This window comes from Pseudosulfitobacter sp. SM2401, assembly GCF_042932805.1.
In the GTDB taxonomy this organism is placed as follows: domain Bacteria; phylum Pseudomonadota; class Alphaproteobacteria; order Rhodobacterales; family Rhodobacteraceae; genus Ascidiaceihabitans.
On sequence record NZ_CP170633.1, the window covers coordinates 1,331,449 to 1,348,232 of the forward strand.

The following is a 16,784-nucleotide window of genomic DNA, read 5'->3' on the forward strand; positions in this document are numbered from 1 at the left end:
CATGTCTGACGAAATCAACACACTCGAAGACTTGCAAGCCGTTGCTGGCGAAGCCGCAGCGCCAGAAGTCGAACTGATCGTTCGTGAACCTGTTCGTGACGAACTGGGCCGCGCATACGCCACAGGCAAACGTAAAGATGCGGTTGCTCGCGTTTGGATCAAGCCTGGTTCCGGCAAAGTCACCGTAAACGGCAAGCCGCAAAACGAATATTTTGCACGCCCCGTTCTGCAAATGATCTTGGCACAACCTTTCACCATCGCTGGTGTTGAAGGCGAATTTGACGTGTACGCCACAGTCAAAGGCGGCGGTTTGTCCGGTCAAGCGGGCGCGGTAAAACACGGTGTTTCCAAAGCATTGCAGCTGTACAACCCGGCCCTGCGTGGCGCGTTGAAAGCCGCAGGCTTTCTCACACGCGACAGCCGCGTTGTTGAGCGTAAGAAATACGGTAAGGCCAAAGCGCGTAAGAGCTTCCAGTTCTCCAAGCGTTAAGCTTCATACCTTTCAAAATTGCAAAAAGGCCGCCTCAATTTGGGCGGCCTTTTTCTTTGGCTGTACCGTATTTTCCAATGCAAACCCTGCAAGCACTTCAACCTAAGAGGGTAGGGATTCCCTTACTTTTCAAATTATTTTGGTCATGTCATCACAAACAGGCCCAAAGATTTTCGGGCAATCTACCGGCCAATTTTTAGGCCAATGCCGATACATCTTGCAGGTAACTTATTGTAACTATTACTGTTTAGGAAGATTAACATGACTATTAACATCACAGATCACATGTTCAAATTTGGTGGCATGAAGTATTTTCGTGGCAATGCTCATCTGGTTGAACTGGGCACGATCGGGGAAAAGAAAGACCCGATTGGCGCGCGTGCTTACATTGATCCGGCAGGCAAAATTCGGGCGTCACATTTGGCAGATCGCCCGATCAAACAGGGTCGTCCGTTGTCTATTGACTGGGACCAAGTCAAAAAGGCTGACCTTGAGGCGGCTGTGTTGCTGAAATTCTTCGGGATGGGGATTAACGGGCCGACATCGTTTGATTATGCCAAAGCGAAACGCGCGAATTTGAAGCTGATCAACTATTCGATTGCTGAAAATCCGCTAAAGCGTTGCCTGAACAACGACGCCAACACAGCGCGCCGTTCGATGTTTGCCGAAGGCAATGATGCCCGCGTCGTGTCCGAAATCTGGATCGTCGTCGAGGCCGAATTGGCCACGGTTTTGGATCAGAATTTCCAGCACAACGGCGATTTTTCATACGCTGGTCAAAACCTGAAGCTCGACCTGTCGCTGGGTAAAACCCTGAACGAGTCGATCTCGATCGGGGCGGGAACTGTGTTTGCCTACAAGATGCACAAAGTGAAAAAGTGGAAAAAGAAAACCGACAAAATCGAAGACATGGAAGCCGATTACAAAGGTATGGGCTGATCCAATTCGAATAGCGTGACCAACGGCAAGGCTATGCGTGGCCTTGCCTTTTTGCAGCCCGCGATCGCTACGATTTGATCGTTGGGCTGGCACATCAGGGGCGCAGACTCTAGTTTGGTGTTAACCAAAGGATTGCCGTTGATGAAATACTCCGTTCTTGACCTCGCGCCTGTTCCCGAAGGGTCCGATGTGGCGGATGCCATGCGCAACACCACCGAGTTGGCGCAGCGGGCCGAAGCATTGGGCTATCACCGCTACTGGATGGCAGAGCATCACAACATGCCGGGCATTGCATCGGCCGCGACCTCGGTGTTGATCGGCCATGTCGCCAGCCACACTAAAACGATGCGCGTCGGGTCGGGCGGGATCATGTTACCCAATCACGCGCCGCTACAAATTGCCGAACAATTCGGAACGCTGGCTGCGCTCTACGGGGATCGCATCGATCTGGGCCTGGGCCGCGCACCCGGTGGCGATCAGGCGGTCTACATGGCGTTACGCCGAATTGGCGGCGATAATTTCCCTGCGGATGTGGCAGAATTGATGGGCTATTTAGGCGACCCGATTGACGGTGCGACCGTGCGCGCGTTGCCTGGCGAAGGATCACACGTGCCAATCTGGATCTTGGGTTCGTCTTTGTATGGCGCGCAATTGGCCGCGCACTACGGTTTACCTTACGCCTTTGCGTCGCATTTCGCGCCTGCCGCTCTCGAGGAAGCGATCTATATTTATCGCCGCGATTTCAAGCCATCAGCGCAGCTGGAACAGCCGTATTTCATGCTGGCCGCCAACGTGTTTGCAGCCGAAACAGATGAAGAGGGGGCGTATTTACGGACCTCGATGCAACAAGCCTTTGCGCGGATGCAAACGGGAACGCGGGGCAAATTACCCCGCCCAGTAACTGACATCGACGCTACAATTGGCGAAGGCATGCGCCGCGCAGTTGAGCCGATGCTCAAGGTGTCTGCGACCGGTTCGCCCGAGAGCGTTCGCGCAGATTTGTCAGCTATGATAACAACTTATGCGCCGGACGAGCTGATCTTGACGGGGCAAATTCACGATCATGCTGCGCGCGTTCGATCGTTTGAGATTGCGGCGAAAGCGATGTGTGATCTGGAAGGCGCGCGGGCTGCCTGATCGTGACGTTTTTTGAGTATTTTTGATCAGTACAAGTGCGAATGAACACTGTGTCGGCTACGCGTCCGGATCGATGAGACCCAAGCCACGCAAGTATATCCCGATGCCGGTTTCCAGCAAATCCTCTGGTGGAAAAGGTGAGGCGCGACCAGGTGAATTACGCGCGAACAGCTCGACCACGCCATGGCTCATGGCCCAGATATGCGCGCTGAACATGGACGCAGGCGGGCGTTTGTCGGCTGGGATGTGTTCGCTAAGATCCGTGGCGGCCTTTTCCAGAACGCCATTGGCGCGGTTGGCAACCATCGCCAGATCGGGGGTGCAGTTCACGGAAATGCCGCTTTCAAACATCGCAATGTAGTGGCCGGGGTATTTTCGAGCAAAAGCAAGGTAGGCGCGGCCTGTGGCCTCAAACGCTGCAAGGGCTGAAGGCTGGCCCGATTGATAAGCGAATTCCATCAAATCGGCAAAGATTTCATAACCTTGGCGGGCGGCCTCAGCGATTAAGTCCTCGCGTCCCTCAAAGTGGCGATAGACCGCAGCAGGGGTCACACCTGCGGTTTTTGCGGCCTCGGACAAGGTGAAACCGGTTGGCCCTTTGGTTTCGATCAAGGTCAAAGACGCATTGATCAAAGCCTGCTTTAGGTTGCCGTGGTGATAGCCGCGTTTAGGCATGCCAAATGTCCGGTCCGCCGCAGATTTGCGCGTCAATCTTGCCAATGGCTTTGGTGTCTTTGTTTGCGTAGTCCAGCCCATGCAAAACCGTGCGAATGGCATTCAGGCGGGCACGGCGTTTGTCATCGGATCGCACGATGGTCCACGGCGCGTGTGCGCTGTGCGATCGCTCCAGCGTTTCGGAAATCGCAGACGAATAGGCCTCCCATTTTTTGAGGCCCTCGACGTCGATCCAGCTGAGTTTCCATTGCTTGAGCGGATCGCTTTCGCGCCCCAGGAAACGACGTAATTGTTCAGCGCGCCCGACGTTTAGCCAGAACTTGAACAAGTGAATACCATCACCGGTGATCATCTTTTCGACGTCTTGCACTTGGCCGAAAAACGCCTCGCGTTGCTGAGGTTCGCAAAACCCAAAGACGTGTTCGACAACGCCGCGATTGTACCAGCTGCGATCAAAAAATGTCATGCCGCCGGTCGTTGGTAAGTGTTTGATGTAGCGCTGAAAATACCATTCGCCTGCTTCTTTTTCAGACGGCTTGGACAGCGCAACAACACGCGCGCCACGTGGGTTCAAATTTTCGCGAAAGCGCTTAATCGTGCCACCTTTGCCCGCAGCATCGCGCCCCTCAAAAACGATTGCGACACGTGCGCCGCTGTCTTTTGCCCAGGCTTGCATTTTGACCAATTCGATCTGCAAGGCTGCCAATTGGCGTTCATACACCTTGCGCGCCAGACGTTCAGAATGCGGATAGCTGGCATTGATAATGTCGCCCTTTTCGGCGCGTTTTATCGCGCTGCGCACGTCATCTGGCGCGAGGTCTTTGAAAAATGCACTGATGCCGCCGTCAAATGGAAGGGTCATGATGCGGATCCTTTTCGGAATTATGTGACTGCTCTTAACATCAATATGGGGGAGGGGCGCGGTTAACGCAAACCCGCACGCACCGCAGCGCGATCGATTGCGGCTATTACCTCGGGGTGACTGACGTGTTGGGGCATGTGACCAACGCCGGGCAAGACCACCAGATTGGCCCCTTTGATGTCGTCGACCATGCGCGTGGAATGCACGTACAGGCCCACCGTTATGTCCGCGTCGCCGTGCACGATTTCCACAGGCAGATCGAGGCCACTGTATTTGCTGTGCAACGCTTCGACTTGGGGGCGCAAATCATGGCGTTGTTGGGCGTTGGCGATCAAGGAATTCGGGTTCAGGATCATCGGAACGCCGATGTGGGCACCGTATCCGGAAGGGGCCGATTGCGGGACAAACACGCCTTCAATGCTATCTGCGACATAGTCCGCACTAGCCCATGCAGAGATCAGGCGCGCGATAATCGGACCCTTGATAGAATGTGCGAGACGGGCGTTGAACGCGTCCAATTCGCCTTCCCAAGGGTAGGTGGCACCTGCCAACGAAACGACAGCGCTGATGCGATCAGGATGGTTAACGGCCCACGCCATAGCGACCGCCCCACCAAAGCTTTGGCCTGCGACGATGGGTGCCTGCGCACCCAGCTGCTGCGCTGCCTTTGAGAGCAAATTTGCCTGATCCACAATCGTGACACCAGAGCGTTTCAGCGGCGGTGTGTGCCCAAGACCGGGGCGATCAAAAATGATCACGCGGTAGGATTTCGCCAACTTGCCCGCCAGATCAAAGGTAAAGTCCCGGGTGTTGCCAGACGCACCGTGCAATAAGACCAGATCGGGGCCTGTGCCGAGTTCAACGTAGTGAACAGGGTGCCCGTCAACGTTAACGAACGCGCCATCAGGTGGGAAATCGCGTGCGGCCTCAAGCTTGCGTTGTCCGACTTTCCACAGTGTCAAAGCCGTGGCGATCACCACAACTGCGATCAAGGCGATACTGGCCACTTTAAGCACCTATCAAATCCATATCAAACGGGGTCGATTGGTATATCTCGTTGATCCAATTGCCATAAAGCAGATGGGCGTGACTGCGCCAACGGTTCACAGGTGCCTGCGACGGATCATCATCGGGGTAGTAATTTTGTGGCACATTGATCGGTGTGCCCTCGGCGACATCACGATCATATTCCTGCTTTAGCGTGTCGCTGTCGTACTCAAAGTGGTTAAAAATATAAAGCGCGCGATGCTTTTGATCCTCAACAAGGCACGGGCCGACTTCGTCACTGCCAAGCAGGGTTTTGAGACCGCCTGACGCGTCAATCTCGCCTTGGCGCATTTCTGTCCAACGGCTGACCGGGATCACACAGTCGTCTGAAAACCCGCGCAAATAAGGCGAGGCGGCACTTAGATTTCGGTGTCTGAAACATCCGAATGCTTTGGCGTCCAGATCATGTTTCTTGACGCCGTGAAAATGGTTAATCAAAGCCATCCCACCCCAACACACGCCAAAGGTGGAATGCACGTTGGTTTGGGTCCAATCCATGATCTCGCGCAGCTCGGCCCAATAATCAACTTCGTCAAACGGCAAATGCTCGATCGGGGCACCGGTGATGATCAGACCGTCAAATTTTTCGTCGCGCACGTCCGAGAACGGGCGATAAAAGCTTTCCATATGCGCGGCGGTGGTGTTGCGCGCTTGGTGATCTGACATGCGGATCAGGCTCAGTTCGATCTGTAGCGGTGTCGCACCTATCAGCCGGGAAAACTGGGTTTCAGTCTGGATCTTTTTTGGCATCAAATTCAGCAGGCCGATGCGCAAAGGGCGGATGTCTTGCAATGATGCCGTGTCCGCGTCCATCACCGACACACCCTCGCGCGTGAGCACGTCATAGGCCGGGAGCGTTGCTGGAATTTTGATGGGCATTGGGTCGTCCTGTAAATGAGGTCCCAGACAAATAGCGCTAGGTCGTAAAAGTTTCCAGAGTAGGGCGCGCGGAGCCGTTCACGACTGCGACACTCTTGCGTCAGGTCTGGGTTTAAGCGCGCGCAATAGCGTCTTCTATCAAGCTGTCAAAATCGGCGGTGGTCTTTAATTGCGCAACCTCATCGGCTGTGACCGTGACACCCCAACGCGACATCGCAGCATAGCGCGGTTGGCGGTGCGCAAGTGCCTTGGCATAGGTCCAACGGATGAAGCTATCTGGATCAACCTCGCCTTCTGACACGTTGTTTTCGTTCAAATATTTGTCCCACATTCGTGCAAGAAATGCTGGCTGATAGGCCATCGGTTTGGGGGCTTTGTCAAAGCGGCTTACGAGTTCGGCGGTGTGTGCGTCGTCACTTTTGATCCAGACCGGCAAGCAGGTTTGGCTGAGCGTGTTCATCAGCACATCGGCGTCATCATCGGCGTCAACCCATTCGCAGATCGACCCGCCGGTGTCGCAGATGAAATTGGGGTAACCATACAAGGCCTCGCCGCGATCCGCAAAATAGGCGGTGTCGTTCAGGGCTGCGATTTCAGCGGTGCGAAACTGGTCCTGACGGCGTTTGTATTCGTCAATGTTTTGACCGCCGCGCGCCGGATCACCCGGTTTGCCTAGATAGGTGGCCACAGGTGTCAGGTTCTCGAATGTGATGTTCGAGCCGATGTAGATGCTGTCAGACATCAACAAATCACGCAGAAACGGCACTTTCATCGCCTCGGCCTTGGCATTGTCAGCGATAAATTCACCCATGTAGCGCGTGCCAATGCGGTAATCGATGCTGTAGTGAAACCACTGGCCAGTGTCGCGCAACAGCGACGACATGTGGGTTTTGCCAAGCCCGGACATCCCGTAAACCATCACTCGTTTCTGAGGGGCCGCGCGCCACGCGTTTGCATCTTTGTAAAGCATCGAAGTATTCCGCCGATTAGGTGTCGTTATGTCCTAACGGCGCGCTGCAAAGCGGTCAATTGCGGATGCGTTTCCACACGCGCCCATCCAGAATGATCATGCCAAGCGCCAGCAGACTAAATCCGATGTAGGCATTCGCGCTTAGGGATTCGCCTAAGACCAGCGCGCCCAGCGTGATCGCAACCGGCGTGATCAGCAATGTGACCAGCATCAGATTGCCACTGCCAGCCATCGACAGGACACGGTAATACAGCAGATAGGCGCCAGCGGTGGCGATGATCGCGTAGTACCCGATGGCAACAATCGTGCGCGGTTCCAGATCAAGGCTGATGGGCCCGTCGATGACCCAAGCCAGCGGCACAGTGACCAGCGTCGATCCCGTCAGCATCCCGGCAGCGGCGACCTGAGGCGGCAATCCCCCCAACATTTTGCGCGCCCAAACGCCGGCAATCGCATAGCTGATTGTGCCGCCGATGATGGCAAGCTGCGCGAGGCTGCGCAGATCAAACGTGCGAAAATTGTCCAGACCGATGGCCGTCGCAACACCCAAAAACCCAAGCGTGACCCCCACGGCTTTGCGCGGCGTAATCCGTTCATCCGCAAAGAAAAGGGCGGCGGCAATCACGCCAAAAATGGCGGTACCGGCGTTGAAAATCGAAGTCAGGCCGCTTTCGATATACAACTGACCCCATGTCATCAGCGAAAACGGGATCACGTTATTCAGCAGCCCCATGACCAAAAACGCAAGCCAAATCATCGGTTTGCGCGGAATTGGCAGGCGCCACACCAGCACGACAACCCACAAAACCAGCATGGCCCAAAAGGTGCGATGTGCAACGGCGGTCAGCGGGTTGATTTCATCCAACGCGATCCTGATAGACAGGAACGATCCGCCCCAGATGCAGCCCAGCAGCAGCATCTCGATCCATGCGCGCGATGATAATGTTTTTTGTTCAATCATGACGCGACCCTAGGGCCGTGGTCGCGTCATAACCACCCGAATCTTGCGCCTTTTAGCTCAAAACGAAAATGCGACAGAGACGCCTGCGGACACAGCCGAATTCCCGTTGAAAGGAACGCTTGCACCGGTTGTTGACGCAATTGCATCGCCCAAATCCGTGTAGCGGACGCCAGTGGTGATTTTCATGTTGTCCTTGGTGTAGGTCGCTGCCAATCCAAGGCTCGTGAACCCGTTTGTCGGGGCCAAGGGGGACACCAGATTGTCGCTGCCGCCATCCTCATACCCCAAGATCACAGCGCCGCTCCAGGTGTCGGTGAACTTGCGTCCGATCCCGAGTGAAAACGTGGTCGCGCTGTCCAGGTTTGCCAAATTGAGGCCACCCAAACCTGCCGCAGGCACGATAAAATCATCGTAGTTGGCATAGCGAATGGACCCGAACAACAGCGTGTCTTTGGCGATCCCGGTTTGAAAGGCCAAATTCCAACTTTCGGGTGTCGTGACATTTGTGGTGACGGCCCCGGCGATGCTGTCGATTGATGCAAAACTGTGGTCGATTTCAGAATTGTAGGTCAACGATACTCGCAGCGCGATGTCCGTTTTTTCGTATGCCACACCAGCCAGCCAGCCCACGCTTGTGTCGCGTGCCAGATCAAGGTTGTAACCAGCGACAGGACCAAAGGCCAAGCCGTTCAGGGTGACACCGCCTTCGGCTTGTTGGACGCGCAGGCCACCGTGCACGGAAAAACCGCCATCAAAGCGGTAGTTCGCAACGCCGGTAATTGCGTTTGTGTCGACGCTGGCGCGGGTGCCGCCAAAGGCCGATGCGGCCGGATTTTGGGCATAGCTGGTGTTTGCGCCAAACGGTTGATCCCAGATCAGCGCAAAGGACACGCGGTCGCCAAAATCTGTTTTGTAGCTTGCGCTGTCGGTGCTAAATCCTTGGCCGACATCTGGTACACCTGCGCCAAACACGCGCGCATCTGTGGCACCAAAACTGAACTTGGCGACGGTGCCGACTGCAAAGACATCGGTGATGCTTTGACCGGACCGATCCAGTCCTGCGGCGTTGGCTGTGGCTGTGCTTAGACCAAGCGCCATCGCCGCAATAAATTGCGTTTTCATACGGTTTCCTCCCTTAATTACAAACCGCTATGGTCTGTCGATCATTAAGTCCTGAGGGGGGAAACGGCGTGCGCTCAAGCCTGACCTAAGGGCAGGTGCCAGTGCTGTGAAGCACTGTCAGAGCGATGTGAAATGTCGTGAACGATTTGGCTAGGCGCGGCGGGTTTCTGCAACAATGTTGATGTAGTTGCCGGCAAAGATGATCGCGGCACCAATGAACACCCAGATGTCCACGGCTTCGGCGTAAACCAGCATCCCGATCACGGCGATCACCGGCAGGCGGATGAAATCGATCGGGATCGCAACCGTGGCAGGCGCGATAGAGAGCGCGCTGGCGATGCAAAAATGCGCCAGCAATCCACACAGCCCGATCATCACCAACCACGGCAGGGTTGTGGCATCGGGCAGGGCAATGTCACCATCGTATCCAGCCATGACCAGCCCAAAGACCAGTTGCAAAACCGTTAGGTAGAAAAGGATGCAGGTGATTGATTGCGTGCGGGTCAGCCGCTTGGTGAACACGGTGGTAAGCGCGAAAAAGATCGCCGAGGCAGCGGCCATCAGAACGCCGTGGTTGATGCCGGTCATATCGGGACGCGCCACAATCAAGATGCCGATGAACCCCATAATCGCGGCCAGCGCGCGCACAAACGTGATCCGTTCGCCCAGCAACAATGGCCCCAACAAGATCACCCAAATGGGCGAGGTGAACTCAAGCGCAAAAACCTGCGCCAGCGGGATCACCGTGACGGCGTAAAACCACAGATTTTGGCCGGTGAAATGCGCCAGATTGCGGATCAGGTGCGTGCCGAAACTGTCGATGTTGATCTGTCGCCACGTGCCGGTTGCACTTGCAATTGTACCGACGATCAGCACGCCCACAATCGAGCGAAACAACATGATTTCAAAGGTATCCAGCGCAAAGCTCACCTCGCGTCCGGCCACAGCCATGACAGAAAACGACGCGATTGCCCCGCTCATGAACAGGGCGGCTTTGAACACAGGATTCATCGGCGCGGGGTTATTCCCACTCAATCGTGCCCGGAGGTTTCGAGGTGATGTCGTAGGTCACACGGTTGATGCCTTTGACCTCGTTGATGATCCGCGTGGCGGTTTCACCGAGAAATTCGTGACTGAACGGATAGTAATCCGCCGTCATGCCATCGACAGACGTGACCGCGCGCAACGCACAGGCAAAATCGTACGTGCGCCCGTCGCCCATCACGCCAACAGTGCGCACAGGCAGGATCGCCACGAACGCTTGCCAGATGTCGTCGTACAGCCCGTGTTTGCGGATCTGGTCGATGTAGACGGCGTCGGCTTCGCGCAGGATGTCCAGTTTAGGACGGGTGATTTCACCGGGGCAGCGGATCGCAAGACCCGGACCTGGAAACGGATGACGCCCGATAAATGCAGCGGGCAGGCCCAATTCACGACCCAAGGCGCGCACTTCATCCTTGAACAGCTCGCGCAGGGGTTCGACCAGTTTCAGGCCCATCTTTTCGGGCAATCCACCAACATTGTGGTGCGATTTGATCGTGACCGACGGCCCGCCTGAGAACGAAACCGATTCGATGACGTCCGGATACAGCGTGCCTTGGGCCAAAAATTTGGCGCCACCCACTTCGCCTGCGTGTTTTTGGAACACGTCAATGAACAGTTTGCCGATGATCTTGCGTTTGGTTTCGGGGTCAGATTGGCCTTCAAGTTCGCCCAAGAACAATTCGCGTTCATCTGCGTAGATAAACGGGATGTTGTAGTTGTCGCGGAACATGGTGATGACTTCTTCGGCCTCACCTTTGCGCAGCAAGCCATTGTTCACAAAAACACAGGTCAGCTGGTCACCGATTGCCTCGTGGATCAGCACCGCGGCGACAGAAGAATCAACGCCGCCGGACAAGCCACAGATGACTTTTGCGTCGCCAACCTGTTCGCGAATTTTTGCGATGGCTTCTTCGCGGTAGGCACCCATAGTCCAATCGCCTTTGAAACCGGCCATGCGGACAAAGTTCTCGTATAATTTTGCGCCGTTCGGGGTGTGGTGCACTTCGGGGTGGAACTGAACGGCATAGAAATTGCGCGACACATCAGCGGTGATCGCAAATGGCGCGTTGGGCGAGGTCCCGTAAACTTCAAAGCCCGGAGCGATTTTTGCGACGTGATCGCCGTGGCTCATCCAGACCTGTTCGCGGTTGTCGGCAAACCAACCCTCAAGCAAGTCCAGCTTTTCAGCCTCGGGGGTGACATAGGCACGACCGAATTCGGCGGTGCCGTGACCGCTTTCGACTTTGCCGCCCAGGATTTCCATCATGACCTGTTGGCCGTAACAAATGCCAAGGATCGGCACGTCAATGTCGAAGACAGTAGACGGCGGGCGCGGCGACCCCTCGTCGATGACCGACGCAGGCCCCCCCGACAAGATCACAGCCTTTGGCGCAAACTCGGCCAAAAACGCATCCGTGACGTTCTGATAGGGGTGAATTTCGCAATAAACATTCAGCTCGCGAAGGCGTCGCGCAATCAATTGCGTCACTTGGCTGCCGAAGTCGATGATGAGGAGGCGGTCGTGATTTTGTGTCATGGCGCATGCAATAAATGTGCAACGCGCCAGTGGCAAGGATTCGCGTGGCCTATGCGGTCAGACTTTGCGACGCAGCCACAAGATTTAGACAGCGTTGATCACACCGAATGTCGCTTTTTTCCCCAAGCGGACGCTTAACGGGGGTGGGGCGTTCATGCACTGGGGTAATCAACGTGCCAAGCAAGATTGATATGTGAGGGTTTCCCGATGGCTGAAGCAGCAACAACAGGACGACGTGGACGTGGTGGCGGTGGTGCGGCGCGCCGGGCAGAGCGCTCAGCGGTTTCATTTGAAACGGCCAAGTATATCGAACGCAATATTCCGAACTTTGAGGTTCTGAACGAAGAGGCGTTAGATATTATCGAGGCCAACGCGGAACAAATCCTTGAGGAAGTTGGCGTTAATTTCCCGGATAATCCGGCCGCATTGGACCGCTGGCGTGATGCAGGTGCTGATGTCACCGGCGAACGCGTGCGAATCCCCAAAGGTCTGGCGCGTAAATTATGTGCCACAGCGCCCTCTAGTTTCACCCAGCACGCGCGCAACCCTGATCGCAATGTGGTTATTGGCGGGCGTAACATGGTGTTGGCGCCGGTTTATGGCCCTCCGTTTGTGCGCGATTCTGTGGGTGGGCGTCGCTACGCAACCATCGACGATTTCCAGAAGTTCGTGAAACTGGGCTATATGTCCAAATGGCTGCACCATTCCGGTGGTACTGTGTGCGAACCGACAGATGTGCCTGTGAACAAACGTCACTTGGACATGTTGCACGCCCACATGACCCTGTCTGACAAGCCGTTTATGGGGTCGGTCACCGAACCCAGCCGTGCGCAAGACAGTGTCGAGATGTGTGAAATCCTGTTTGGTAAGGATTTTGTCCAAGAAAACACCGTTATGACGTCGCTGATCAACATCAACTCTCCGATGACGTTTGATGATGTGATGATGGGCGCGCTCGAAGTGTACGCGCAAAACAACCAAGCCTGCATTATCTCGCCGTTTATCGTCGGTGGCGCGATGGCGCCTGTGTCGATTGCCGGGACATTGACCCAAGTTATGGCCGAAGCGTTGGCCGGCATTGCCTACAGCCAGCTGTGCCGCGCAGGTGCGCCAGTGATCATGGGCGCGTTTGTGACCTCGATCGATATGAATTCGGGCGCGCCGACCTTTGGCACACCTGAGGCTGCGCACATTACTTACGGGGCAGGGCAGTTGGCCCGCCGTTTGGGTTTGCCGTATCGCTCCTCTGGTGGGTTTACCGGATCGAAGCTGCCAGACGCCCAAGCCGCATACGAATCTGCCAACAGCTTGAACATGGGCCTGCTGGCTGGTGTTAACTTTATGTTGCACTCGTGTGGGTGGCTTGAGGGCGGGCTGGTCAGCAGTTTCGAGAAATTCGTGATGGATGCCGACCAACTGGGCGCGCTGCATCACATCGCCCGCGGTGTTGAAATGGACGTGAACGCCCAAGCCATGGATGCGATCCGCGAAGTTGGGCCTGGCGGGCACTATCTGGGCTGCGAACACACCCAAGCCAACTTTAAGGCGGCGTTCTGGAAATCCGACCTCTTGGACTACAAACCGTTCGAGACGTGGGAAGACGAAGGCGCGCGCGATACCCAAGCCCTTGCGGCCGAGCGGGTGCAGAAAATGCTGAATGACTATCAGCAGCCTGCTCTTGATCCAGGCATCGCCGAAGGCCTGCGCGACTACATCGCCACCAAGAAGGCGGCGACACCTGATTCGTTCATGTGATTAGTTGGAAACAATAGACCGGGTGGAGCGCAAAATATGCGCTTCACCGACAATCGCGATCATAATGTCGATATGTCGCAGCAAGCTATACGCCGATTCTTTAGCTTTGCGCTGAGCGTTTAATTCGCTCTCAATCTCCATCAATTTCATCAAAGCAGCGCCGTGACGGGGCAGATTTCCGTAGCCCAAAAGGCGCGATAAATGCGCCGTTCTGCGGTAGTCTTGGGCACCAATTTTGGCTGCACGCATCAATAAACGTGGGCGTTTTACCGTGTTTAGCATGCTTAGAACGTCTTGCATTGTCGTATCCTTATAATTTTCATGAACGGGCAAATGCCACGTCAGCTTCGAGGATCAACATGCCACAGCCTAAACGGGTGTTGCGCCTCGCTGCGATGCGGCGTTCGGCGCTTTCATCACTGTTTATGATTTGGAAACAATGCTGACCATATCGATGGATTTTAACGAAAGAGTAACCAACGCAGCTCTAGGTTGTGTGGATAAATATGGGGATAAACGTGGCAAACACACCCCTGGGACAGACTAAGAAAAGGTGAAGATATGACGGAGGCAAGTATGAGTGCACCAACATTGGGGCACTTTCCTGATTGGGTGCCAGCTGGTGCCAAACTCTATTTAGCGCATACCGAAACGGGTACGCCCATTCGTGCACTTGCACGTATGGTGGGCTGTCACGCGTCGACCGTATTGCGCCAAATTAGGCGTGTTGAAACGCGTCGTGACGATCCATTGATTGATGCCGCTTTGCGTACCTTAGGAACGCAACATTTGGGGACAGCGCAGCGCAAAATTGCCTGCCAATCGGAAAGAGACATGGATATGCGAAGCGAACAGAACACGATTGATATGACACCGGACGAAGCGTCTTTGACGCGTGATGCAATGCGGATTCTGCGCCGCTTGTGTGAAAAAGGTTCGGTTTTGGCTGTGGCCAAAGACATGGAAAAAGCTGTGGTTGTCCGCGACGATGCCCATGGTGCGACAACACGGACGGCCGTGGTTGATTGTGCTGTGGCCCAAGCGATGGCGCTAAAAGATTGGATTTCGGCGGCCTCGACAGGGCGCATCACACGCTATCAGATTACGGCTGCTGGTCGTGTGGCGTTAAACGAAATGTTGGCGACGCACCAAAAAACCAAAGGGTTTAACGAGGCACCGGCCGAGTTTTCCGACGCACAACGCACGTGGGGCGAAAAAGTCCTGCCAGACACCGAAACCGGTCGTCCAAAACGGATGCGTTACAACTTGGGTGAATCGCCACTGACCGCACTTGCGCGTCGCCGCGACAAAGACGGCTCTGCATTCCTGAGTGATGATCAGGTGCGTGCCGGTGAACGTCTGCGCGAAGATTTTGAGCTCGCACAAATGGGCCCTCGGGTTGCGCAAAACTGGGATCGTTTTCTAACGGGTGGCGGTCGTGGTGGATTTGTCGGCGACAGCGGTGTTGGCGACGGTCCATCCGGTGCGCGCGGTCGTGTGGCCGACGCAATGGCCGATCTGGGGCCAGGCCTGTCTGACGTGGTTTTGCGCTGCTGTTGTTTCCTCGAAGGGTTGGAAACAGCCGAGAAAAAACTGGGCTGGTCCGCACGTTCGGGCAAGATCGTGTTGCGCATCGCATTGACGCGTTTGCAACGCCATTACGAAGAATCGACAGGCCCCGGCGGCGGCATGATCGGTTAACAAAGATCGGCGGGTTGCGCTGCTGCCAAATCGGCTATGCGTGCAGCCCGCCTTTTCTTTAACGAAATCTGTGATAGATCAGGGCTAGTTATGACTTTTGTCACAAAGGCCAGCCTGATGCGTGATCTCAAAATTCCAGAACAACGCCACCCTGAAAAAGCGCGTCGTCCTGACAACCCGCAACCCAAAAAACCAAGCTGGATCAGGGTCAAAGCACCCGGCGGCGAAGGTTATGCCAAGACCGCCAAGATCATGCGCGAGAACAAATTGGTGACGGTCTGCGAAGAAGCCGGCTGCCCGAACGTCGGTGAATGTTGGTCCCAAGGCCACGCCACGATGATGATCATGGGCGAAGTCTGCACGCGCGCCTGCACATTCTGCAACATCGCGACCGGCAAACCGCCAGAGGATCTGGACGCGTTTGAACCGGGTCGTGTGGCCCATGCGGTCGAAAAACTGGGGCTGAACCACGTTGTGATTACGTCCGTGGATCGTGATGATATTGAGGACGGCGGGGCAGATCACTTTGCCCAAACCATCCGCGCGATCCGGCATCGTTCGCCCGACACGACAATCGAAATTCTGACGCCGGATTTTATCCGCTGCAAACCAGAAGTGCTGGAACAAGTGGTCGAGGCGCGCCCCGATGTTTTCAACCACAACCTTGAAACCGTGCCGGGCCTGTACCCCGAAGTCCGCCCCGGCGCGCGCTATTTCCACTCGTTGCGTTTGTTGCAGCGGGTCAAGGAAATGGATCCGATGATGTTCACGAAATCTGGCATCATGGTCGGTTTGGGTGAAGATCGCCAATCGGTGCTGCAAGTGATGGAAGACATGCGCGCCGCCGACATCGATTTCCTGACGATTGGCCAATATTTGCAGCCCACGCCAAAACACCACGCGGTGGACCGGTTTGTGCATCCTGATGAATTCGCCGCCTACGAAAAAGCCGCCTACGGCAAAGGATTCTTGATGGTATCAGCGACGCCGCTTACGCGGTCCAGCTATCACGCGGGGGACGATTTTGCGCAACTGCGTGCTGCGCGTCAGGCCAAATTGGGCTGATCAGGTGAACCGCACTTTGCCAATATGCGGCAGATTGCGGTTACGCTGTGCAAAATCGATTCCATAGCCGACGACAAATTCATCCGGAATTTCAAACCCGATATAGTCTGCGCGAAAATCGATTTCGCGCCGGCTTGGTTTATCGAGCAAAGCGATGGATTTTAAGCGGGCTGGATTGCGCGTCTGCAACAGCTTGGTCACGTGGTTCAGGGTGTGGCCTGTGTCAACGATGTCCTCGACAACCAGCACATCACGCCCTTCAATTGCGCCACGTAAGTCTTTGAGAATGCGAACTTCTCGGCTGCTTTCCATGCCGTCACCGTAGCTTGAGGCCTCAAGGAAATCGACCTCGATGGGCAGGTCCAACTCGCGCACCAGATCGGCGATGAACACGAAGGATCCACGCAGCAGGCCAACAACAACCAGCTTGTCCGTGCCTTCAAATTCGGCGTGGATTTCCTCGCAGAGTTCTTCGATCCGCGCGGCAATCGATTTTGCCGAAATCATCTGATCGATGACGTATGGACGCTGTGACATGGTGCCCCCCAATTGTATTGGCCCTTGAATTCATTTGCGTTTCGTAACACATCTCGCGAAACC

Annotated in this window: 17 protein-coding genes; 6 read left to right on the forward strand and 11 right to left on the reverse strand. The window is 55.4% G+C overall.

From position 1 onward, the window contains the following. Nucleotide 1: 1 nt before the first annotated feature. From rpsI to ACFIO0_RS06610, 3 genes are all read left to right on the forward strand, one after another. Nucleotides 2-490: a 30S ribosomal protein S9 gene (gene rpsI / locus ACFIO0_RS06600; protein WP_390914562.1), complete on the forward strand. Its 489-nt coding sequence runs from the start codon at nt 2-4 to the stop codon at nt 488-490. Nucleotides 491-751: 261 nt separating this feature from the next. Then, entirely contained in the window at nt 752-1,429 is a 678-nt protein-coding gene (locus ACFIO0_RS06605; RefSeq protein WP_390914563.1) for a hypothetical protein, read from the forward strand. A gap of 141 nt (nt 1,430-1,570) precedes the next feature. Beyond that, nucleotides 1,571-2,566: an MsnO8 family LLM class oxidoreductase gene (locus ACFIO0_RS06610; protein ID WP_390914564.1), complete on the forward strand. Its 996-nt coding sequence runs from the start codon at nt 1,571-1,573 to the stop codon at nt 2,564-2,566. Nucleotides 2,567-2,623: 57 nt separating this feature from the next. On the opposite strand, the gene ACFIO0_RS06615 is transcribed toward ACFIO0_RS06610, so the two are convergent. The 9 genes from ACFIO0_RS06615 to guaA all read right to left on the reverse strand — a co-directional run bounded on the left by ACFIO0_RS06615 (nt 2,624) and on the right by guaA (nt 11,663). Continuing rightward, nucleotides 2,624-3,241 (reverse strand): WHG domain-containing protein, encoded by a 618-nt coding sequence (locus tag ACFIO0_RS06615; RefSeq protein WP_390914565.1) that lies wholly within the window; start codon nt 3,239-3,241, stop codon nt 2,624-2,626. Continuing rightward, a complete protein-coding gene (gene ppk2, locus ACFIO0_RS06620) occupies nt 3,234-4,103 on the reverse strand; it encodes a polyphosphate kinase 2 (RefSeq protein WP_390914566.1) in 870 nt (289 codons plus the stop codon). Before ppk2 ends, ACFIO0_RS06615 begins: the two co-directional genes overlap by 8 nt. A gap of 62 nt (nt 4,104-4,165) precedes the next feature. Then, on the reverse strand, nt 4,166-5,110 hold the full coding sequence (locus ACFIO0_RS06625) for an alpha/beta fold hydrolase (RefSeq protein WP_390914567.1): 945 nt from the start codon (nt 5,108-5,110) through the stop codon (nt 4,166-4,168). Between the two features lies 1 nt (nt 5,111). Further along, nucleotides 5,112-6,029, reverse strand: coding sequence for a homoserine O-succinyltransferase (metA, locus tag ACFIO0_RS06630; RefSeq protein WP_390914568.1), 918 nt, complete (start codon nt 6,027-6,029; stop codon nt 5,112-5,114). A gap of 112 nt (nt 6,030-6,141) precedes the next feature. Next, a complete protein-coding gene (locus ACFIO0_RS06635; protein WP_390914569.1) occupies nt 6,142-6,999 on the reverse strand; it encodes an ATPase in 858 nt (285 codons plus the stop codon). A 55-nt stretch (nt 7,000-7,054) separates the two neighbouring features. Then, nucleotides 7,055-7,960 (reverse strand): EamA family transporter, encoded by a 906-nt coding sequence (locus ACFIO0_RS06640; protein WP_390914570.1) that lies wholly within the window; start codon nt 7,958-7,960, stop codon nt 7,055-7,057. Between the two features lie 57 nt (nt 7,961-8,017). Then, entirely contained in the window at nt 8,018-9,082 is a 1,065-nt protein-coding gene (locus tag ACFIO0_RS06645; protein WP_390914571.1) for an OmpP1/FadL family transporter, read from the reverse strand. Between the two features lie 150 nt (nt 9,083-9,232). Then, the gene (locus tag ACFIO0_RS06650; RefSeq protein WP_390914572.1) at nt 9,233-10,093 is read right to left on the reverse strand and encodes an EamA family transporter; all 861 of its coding nucleotides are present in this window, start codon (nt 10,091-10,093) and stop codon (nt 9,233-9,235) included. Nucleotides 10,094-10,103: 10 nt separating this feature from the next. After that, nucleotides 10,104-11,663, reverse strand: a complete 1,560-nt coding sequence (gene guaA / locus ACFIO0_RS06655) for a glutamine-hydrolyzing GMP synthase (protein ID WP_390914573.1) — start codon at nt 11,661-11,663, stop codon at nt 10,104-10,106. Between the two features lie 207 nt (nt 11,664-11,870). On the opposite strand from guaA, the gene ACFIO0_RS06660 reads away from it, so the two are divergent. Beyond that, nucleotides 11,871-13,418, forward strand: a complete 1,548-nt coding sequence (locus ACFIO0_RS06660) for a trimethylamine methyltransferase family protein (RefSeq protein WP_390914574.1) — start codon at nt 11,871-11,873, stop codon at nt 13,416-13,418. Here the strand turns inward: ACFIO0_RS06660 and ACFIO0_RS06665 are convergent, their stop codons facing one another. Further along, complete coding sequence (locus ACFIO0_RS06665) at nt 13,419-13,718, reverse strand: DUF6477 family protein (protein WP_390914575.1); 300 nt, start codon at nt 13,716-13,718, stop codon at nt 13,419-13,421. Nucleotides 13,719-13,994: 276 nt separating this feature from the next. Between ACFIO0_RS06665 and ACFIO0_RS06670 the strand changes: the two genes are divergently transcribed. Beyond that, entirely contained in the window at nt 13,995-15,119 is a 1,125-nt protein-coding gene (locus ACFIO0_RS06670) for a DUF6456 domain-containing protein (protein WP_390914576.1), read from the forward strand. 117 nt (nt 15,120-15,236) lie between these two features. Beyond that, on the forward strand, nt 15,237-16,184 hold the full coding sequence (gene lipA, locus ACFIO0_RS06675) for a lipoyl synthase (RefSeq protein ID WP_390915293.1): 948 nt from the start codon (nt 15,237-15,239) through the stop codon (nt 16,182-16,184). Here the strand turns inward: lipA and hpt are convergent, their stop codons facing one another. After that, nucleotides 16,185-16,721 (reverse strand): hypoxanthine phosphoribosyltransferase, encoded by a 537-nt coding sequence (hpt, locus tag ACFIO0_RS06680; RefSeq protein ID WP_390914577.1) that lies wholly within the window; start codon nt 16,719-16,721, stop codon nt 16,185-16,187. Nucleotides 16,722-16,784: the final 63 nt, after the last annotated feature.

Coding starts and splice junctions, on each gene's coding strand:
- ACFIO0_RS06645 (WP_390914571.1), bottom strand. CDS start 9,082: ATGAAAACGCAATTTATTGCGGCGATGGCGCTTGGTCTAAGCACAGCC.
- ACFIO0_RS06670 (WP_390914576.1), top strand. CDS start 13,995: ATGAGTGCACCAACATTGGGGCACTTTCCTGATTGGGTGCCAGCTGGT.
- metA (WP_390914568.1), bottom strand. CDS start 6,029: ATGCCCATCAAAATTCCAGCAACGCTCCCGGCCTATGACGTGCTCACG.
- ppk2 (WP_390914566.1), bottom strand. CDS start 4,103: ATGACCCTTCCATTTGACGGCGGCATCAGTGCATTTTTCAAAGACCTC.
- ACFIO0_RS06660 (WP_390914574.1), top strand. CDS start 11,871: ATGGCTGAAGCAGCAACAACAGGACGACGTGGACGTGGTGGCGGTGGT.
- ACFIO0_RS06665 (WP_390914575.1), bottom strand. CDS start 13,718: ATGCAAGACGTTCTAAGCATGCTAAACACGGTAAAACGCCCACGTTTA.
- ACFIO0_RS06635 (WP_390914569.1), bottom strand. CDS start 6,999: ATGCTTTACAAAGATGCAAACGCGTGGCGCGCGGCCCCTCAGAAACGA.
- lipA (WP_390915293.1), top strand. CDS start 15,237: ATGCGTGATCTCAAAATTCCAGAACAACGCCACCCTGAAAAAGCGCGT.
- guaA (WP_390914573.1), bottom strand. CDS start 11,663: ATGACACAAAATCACGACCGCCTCCTCATCATCGACTTCGGCAGCCAA.
- ACFIO0_RS06640 (WP_390914570.1), bottom strand. CDS start 7,960: ATGATTGAACAAAAAACATTATCATCGCGCGCATGGATCGAGATGCTG.
- hpt (WP_390914577.1), bottom strand. CDS start 16,721: ATGTCACAGCGTCCATACGTCATCGATCAGATGATTTCGGCAAAATCG.
- ACFIO0_RS06605 (WP_390914563.1), top strand. CDS start 752: ATGACTATTAACATCACAGATCACATGTTCAAATTTGGTGGCATGAAG.
- rpsI (WP_390914562.1), top strand. CDS start 2: ATGTCTGACGAAATCAACACACTCGAAGACTTGCAAGCCGTTGCTGGC.
- ACFIO0_RS06610 (WP_390914564.1), top strand. CDS start 1,571: ATGAAATACTCCGTTCTTGACCTCGCGCCTGTTCCCGAAGGGTCCGAT.
- ACFIO0_RS06650 (WP_390914572.1), bottom strand. CDS start 10,093: ATGAATCCTGTGTTCAAAGCCGCCCTGTTCATGAGCGGGGCAATCGCG.
- ACFIO0_RS06615 (WP_390914565.1), bottom strand. CDS start 3,241: ATGCCTAAACGCGGCTATCACCACGGCAACCTAAAGCAGGCTTTGATC.